Genomic DNA, 4,984 nt, shown 5'->3' with positions numbered 1-4,984 from the left:
CACCCTGCGCGCCAACGTCGTCAACCTCACCGGAAACAACTACTGGGCCTCAACAGGACGCGGCGTCCTCTCACAAGGCGCGCCCAGAACCGTCCTCATCTCAGCATCCGTCGACTTCTGAAAAAGGGAGGGGGCCGGTCAGATGCCGCTCGGCGGACGGATGCCCCCCTCAAAGCCTTCCTGGAGATCAACGACCTGAAGTGCGCCCTTCGCGTCGCGCCGGGAAGCCGGCCTGACCCTCAGGCCGGCGCCGGAAAGCTCACGGCGGCGCGCAGGCCCGGCCGGTTGTCCGAGAGCGTCAGGATCGCCGCGTGCAGCTCCGCCACGGCTGCCACCAGCGGCAGGCCGAGGCCGTGCCCCTTGGTGCCGCGGCTCTTCTCGACGCGGTAGAAGCGCCGCAGCACCTTGTCCCGCTCCGCCACGTCGATGCCGGGCCCGTCGTCGGCGACCGCCGCGACCACGCCTGCGCCGGATCGCGCGAGTTCCAGGCTGATCGTCGCGCCGGGCGGCGTGTAATGCAGGGCATTCTCGATCAGGTTGGCGAAGAGCTGGACCAGCAGCTCCCGGTCGCCGTCGATCCGGAGATCGGGCTCGATCGCATAGCGGACCCTGCGCCCGCCATCCTCGATGCCGGGTGCGTAGGCCTCCCCGACCGTGCGCAGCACATCCGACAGGTCGATCGACCGGAAGCCGGCACGCCGCGCGCCGGCCTCGATCTGCGCGATGCGCAGCAAGGCCGTGAAGATCGTGAGGATCTCGTCGATCTCCAGCACCGCCCGATCGATCGAGGCGCGGTATTCGCCGACGGTGGAGGCCTGCTTCCCGGACGTCAGCAGCCCATGCTGGAGGCGGGTCAGGGGCGTGCGCAGGTCGTGCGCGACGTCGTTCGTGACCTGCCGGAGGTTCTCCATCAGGCCAGAGATCCGGTCGAGCATGCGGTTGAGCGTCCGCGACAGCCGGTCGAAATCGTCGCCGGACCCCGAGAGGGCGATGCGGCGTCCGAGATCCCCGGCGATGATCGCCTCCGCCGTGCGCGTCACCGCATCCACCCGCGCCAACAGGCGGCGGGACACAACGAGGCCGAGGCCGAGGCCGAAGACGATCGAGGCCATCAGGGCGATGGCGAAGGCCCGGTTGAGGATCGCGGTGACCTCCTTGATGCCCTGGAGGTCGTCGGCGACGACGAGCTTCGTGCCGTCGCCGAGCCTCCGCGTCGCCGCGATCAGCGGCCGGGCGAGTTTCCGGCCGCCCGCCGCGGAGACCGGGCGCGCGGACGTGTCGGCCGAACCGGCGAGCGCGGCGAGATCCGGGTTGCCGACTCCGACCCGGCCGTCGACCTCGACGATCGCGTGGCTCAGGCGGCCGCCGCCGCGGGCGAACCGGCCGGCGAGCGCCACATCGAGGTCGACGCGCCCGCCATGGACGAACTCGTCCACCAGGGCGCCGACTTCGGCGTCGATCCGATGCTGTGCCTGCTCCCGGAGCGTGGTGGTGAGCGCGATCTCGACGAGGAAGCCGAGCGCCGCCACGGACAGCACGAAGGCGGCGGTGTAGAGCAGCGCGAAGCGGAAGCCGGCGCTGCGGAGGAGCTTACCCAGAGAGGCCACGCAGGATGTATCCGGAGCCGCGCACGGTCTCGATCAGCCAGCAGTCGAAGTCCCGGTCCACCTTGGCGCGCAGGCGGCTCATGTGGGTCTCGACGATGTTCGTCTTCGGGTCGAAGTGGAAATCCCAGACGTTCTCGAGGAGCTGGCGGCGGGTCACCAGGGCTCCGGCGTTGCGCATCAGGAATTCGAGCAGCTGGAACTCGCGCGGCTGCAGGTCGATGCTGCGCCCGGCGCGCCGCACCGTGCGGGCCATCAGGTCCATTTCGAGGTCGGCGGCGCGCAGGACCGTGACGATCGCGGAGATCGGCGGGCGGCGCGCCAGGGCGTTCACCCGCGCGAGCAGCTCGGCGAAGGCGAAGGGCTTCACGAGGTAATCGTCGGCGCCCGCTTCGAGTCCCTCCACGCGATCGTCGATGCCGGACATCGTGGTGAGGAACAGCAGCGGCGTGCGAACCCGCGCCGCCCGCAGCCGCCGCGTCAGGGCGAGACCGTCGAGCCCCGGCAGCATCCGGTCGACGATGGCGACGTCGTGGCCGCCTGCGAGGGCGAGGCTAAGGCCGGACGGGCCGTCTGGGGCGAACGCGACATCGTGCCCGGCCTCCGCCATCTCGGACCGGACGAAGGCCGCGGTGGCCTCATCGTCCTCGATCAGCAGGATCTTCACGTCCGTCCTCGCCCGCGAGTATGCGCAGGCTCGGCCTCGCGATTGTGTCCTGTATCATCCCGCCGGCCGATCTCGCCAGCGACGAGACACCCGGAAACCACGGCCGCAGCCGCTCCCGGACGCGAAGCTGAGCCGGTTGCCTTGCACTGCACGCAGGTGGGGTCGTCGGCCGAAGCGCCATAAGACGCATGTGTTCGGAGGCATGCGTGTGAGATGGTCGCCGGATGATCGATCGGACACCTCAACAATTGCGCGTCGAGGTCGTGCAGGCGAGCCGTGGAGACCGGCTCTGGGCCTGGACGATCTATCGCGGCATCGGCGAATCGCCCATCGACGGCTCGCATCCGATCTTCGCGACGCGGGACATCGCCAGGCGCGTCGGCACCGCGATCAGGGACGCGTTCCACGCGCCGCAGCCGGCCCTGTTCGCGGGCTGCCAGTAAAACCGCTTCACAGGACCTTTCCTGCCCGGGCGACTCGCGGGCGACATTGACGAGCAGCGGTATTCGCGGATGCGGACGCTCTCAATCGCGCCTCGGCGCAGTGGCCGAGAGTCTTTCGGCCGTCTTGAAACTTTACAACCACAGCGATCGTAGGTCCGCATCAGGGGAATGCTCACTGAACCGTCAGGAGCGTTCATATGCGGAACTGTGCCGGCGCCATCCTCATGCTCGCCGGGACGGCCGGCTCCTGCCTCGCGCAGGACGACAGGCCGCCCCCGTCCGTCACGCCCGAACAGCGCGAGGCCGTGAGCGACAAGCGGGCGGCCGAGATCAAGGCCGTCCTGCGCGAGGGCCGTAAGCGGCAGGACGCCATCGATGCGAGCTATCGGGCGCTGATGGCGCGCTGGTCGCTGGCGGTGTGCATCGGCTGCGAGCCCGCTGGGCGCCGGCCGCGGATCCTGCACACCTATCCGCTGCGTGTGCTGGCCGGCTTCTCGGCAGTCGAGGACGATGCCCGCGAGCGTCGCGGCCGCATCCCTCTGTAGCCGGCGAATTGGTTTTCGCGGCGAACCGCCGGGCGGCGCGCGGAACCGCCCTGGCCCCCGATGCTTTCTCCGGGACGACAGGAGGACATCGCCATGGCCGTTTCATCCCGCGCGATCTACGATGACGGCAAGGCGGCCAAGGCCGCCAACAAGCCGGATTCCGACAACCCGCACCCGGCCGGCTCGCAGGCGAGCCTCGACTGGCTGGAGGGTTATACCGCGGACGAGGTCGAGCCGAGTTCGACGGGACCCGACGAGCACGACTGATCCCATCAGCCGGCGAACCAGTCCCGGAAGCCCCGCCGGATCGTCACCGACGGCGGGGACGCCGACGGCGGGACAGGACCCGACCCGATGCGCCAGTCCGTCGACCAGAAGCGCTGGCCCGGATCGCCCGTCACGCCGAAGCCGAGCACGAGCCGGGAGATCCCGGACGGGACCTGGGCCGAGATCCAGATGCGCTGCCAAGCGTCGCGGATATCGAGGTCGGCGTCGCGGTGCGCCAGCCGCTGATAGCTGTCCGAGAACTTGACGAGCCCGAACACCGTCTCGGCCCGGAACCCGCCCGGAATCCAGATCCAGGCGGAAAAGACGTTGATCGCGCCGGGCACGATGTGGTCGGGTCCGACCTCCGCCGTGAACGCGCTGAGGCGGATCCGCGAGCGCCGCGTGACGTGCCGCTCCGCCTTGTGCTGCAGGCGGATCGGCGCCGAGGCATGGTCCATCGCCGCGGCCGGCCGGCCGTCTAGGGCGAGGGCATGCGCGTTACGGCAGAGCGCGACCCAGGGCTCCAGGTCGATCCGCATGCCGCCTTCGTAGGGCGAGAAATGCCGCACGTAGCCCCGCAGGACGCCCGGTGAATGCCATTCCGCACAGCCGACCAGGGCCGGATCCTCCGTCTGTTCGGCGCGCAGGACGACGGAGGGGCCGTGCCGGCGGATCGCCGCGGCGAGGCTCAGGAAGGCGTCGAGGGATTCGCTCGGGAGGCCCTTGCGCACGAAAATCCTAGTGCCTTCGGCGAGGTCTTCGAGCAGGCTCCGCTTGAGATAGCCGACGCGCTTGATCTCGCGCCGAAGCACGTCGTCCTGCGCCAGCGATCCGACTTTGTGGTTGGTGTTGTAGGTGAAGTCGTAGCGGAGGCTCCGGCACCAGAGGTAATCGGCATGGCCGGCGAAGATCTCAAGGTCGCCGGGGGCCCCGTAGAACCGGAAATCGCTGTCCAGCGCGTGGACGAGATTGGGGATGCTGCCGCTGCTGAACCGGAATAGCCCCAGGGGCTCGACGCCGCAGGCGCGTTGCACGAGCCCGAATTCGCAATTGTCGCCGATGCCCTGGAAGTTCAGCATCGTCCGCCGGATCGCGGCCGCGACATCCGTCTCCGGCGCGCCGTCCGTCATCGCTACGCCTTCAGACAGCTTCGACGGCATCGCTGATATCCGGGGACCCTGACGCGACCTAACCGAGGGGCGTTCTCGACGGTGCCGATCGTGCCGCCGGACACCCTATCGCCCGGCGCCCGCCCGCTCGCAACGGAGCCCGCCTCCGCATTGCGCCGGTTTCCGTTGACATGCGCCGGCCGTCGGGCATCCGATCCGGCGCATGACCAGCCGTGATCCGCGCCTCACCCCCGCCCGGCCCGACCTCGCCGACAGCCGCCTGCGCGGGCTCGTCGAGGCGGAGCGCTTCGTGGACGGACAGCCCCGGCGGCTGGCCGCGCCCTCGGCC

General features: G+C 69.9%; 6 protein-coding genes and 1 pseudogene. 4 read left to right on the top strand and 3 right to left on the bottom strand.

From position 1 onward, the window contains the following. Nucleotides 1–239: 239 nt before the first annotated feature. Nucleotides 240–1,607: a HAMP domain-containing sensor histidine kinase gene (locus tag FV217_RS21740; RefSeq protein ID WP_147821660.1), complete on the bottom strand. Its 1,368-nt coding sequence runs from the start codon at nucleotides 1,605–1,607 to the stop codon at nucleotides 240–242. Then, nucleotides 1,591–2,271: a response regulator transcription factor gene (locus tag FV217_RS21735; protein ID WP_147821658.1), complete on the bottom strand. Its 681-nt coding sequence runs from the start codon at nucleotides 2,269–2,271 to the stop codon at nucleotides 1,591–1,593. Before FV217_RS21735 ends, FV217_RS21740 begins: the two co-directional genes overlap by 17 nt. A 224-nt stretch (nucleotides 2,272–2,495) precedes the next feature. Here FV217_RS21735 and FV217_RS21730 point away from each other — a divergent pair, with 224 nt between their 5' ends. From FV217_RS21730 to FV217_RS23115, 3 genes are all read left to right on the top strand, one after another. Next, nucleotides 2,496–2,714 (top strand): hypothetical protein, encoded by a 219-nt coding sequence (locus FV217_RS21730; protein ID WP_147821656.1) that lies wholly within the window; start codon nucleotides 2,496–2,498, stop codon nucleotides 2,712–2,714. 197 nt (nucleotides 2,715–2,911) lie between these two features. Next, complete coding sequence (locus FV217_RS21725) at nucleotides 2,912–3,259, top strand: hypothetical protein (RefSeq protein WP_147821654.1); 348 nt, start codon at nucleotides 2,912–2,914, stop codon at nucleotides 3,257–3,259. Nucleotides 3,260–3,352: 93 nt separating this feature from the next. Further along, entirely contained in the window at nucleotides 3,353–3,526 is a 174-nt protein-coding gene (locus FV217_RS23115) for a hypothetical protein (RefSeq protein WP_187272669.1), read from the top strand. Between the two features lie 5 nt (nucleotides 3,527–3,531). Here the strand turns inward: FV217_RS23115 and FV217_RS21720 are convergent, their stop codons facing one another. Further along, nucleotides 3,532–4,686: a hypothetical protein gene (locus FV217_RS21720; RefSeq protein WP_147821652.1), complete on the bottom strand. Its 1,155-nt coding sequence runs from the start codon at nucleotides 4,684–4,686 to the stop codon at nucleotides 3,532–3,534. Between the two features lie 172 nt (nucleotides 4,687–4,858). On the opposite strand from FV217_RS21720, the pseudogene FV217_RS23585 reads away from it, so the two are divergent. After that, nucleotides 4,859–4,984 (top strand): annotated as a pseudogene (locus tag FV217_RS23585) (peptidase P60); the annotation flags it as partial.

It is taken from the genome of Methylobacterium sp. WL9, assembly GCF_008040035.1.
GTDB lineage: Bacteria > Pseudomonadota > Alphaproteobacteria > Rhizobiales > Beijerinckiaceae > Methylobacterium > Methylobacterium thuringiense.
Note: the sequence above shows the minus strand (reverse complement) of the source record. Positions and strands in the feature narration are given on the sequence as shown.

What these genes read in the sequence shown, in the direction of transcription:
- FV217_RS23115 (WP_187272669.1), top strand. Translation starts at nt 3,353, where the DNA reads ATGGCCGTTTCATCCCGCGCGATCTACGATGACGGCAAGGCGGCCAAG.
- FV217_RS21730 (WP_147821656.1), top strand. Translation starts at nt 2,496, where the DNA reads ATGATCGATCGGACACCTCAACAATTGCGCGTCGAGGTCGTGCAGGCG.
- FV217_RS21720 (WP_147821652.1), bottom strand. Translation starts at nt 4,686, where the DNA reads ATGCCGTCGAAGCTGTCTGAAGGCGTAGCGATGACGGACGGCGCGCCG.
- FV217_RS21725 (WP_147821654.1), top strand. Translation starts at nt 2,912, where the DNA reads ATGCGGAACTGTGCCGGCGCCATCCTCATGCTCGCCGGGACGGCCGGC.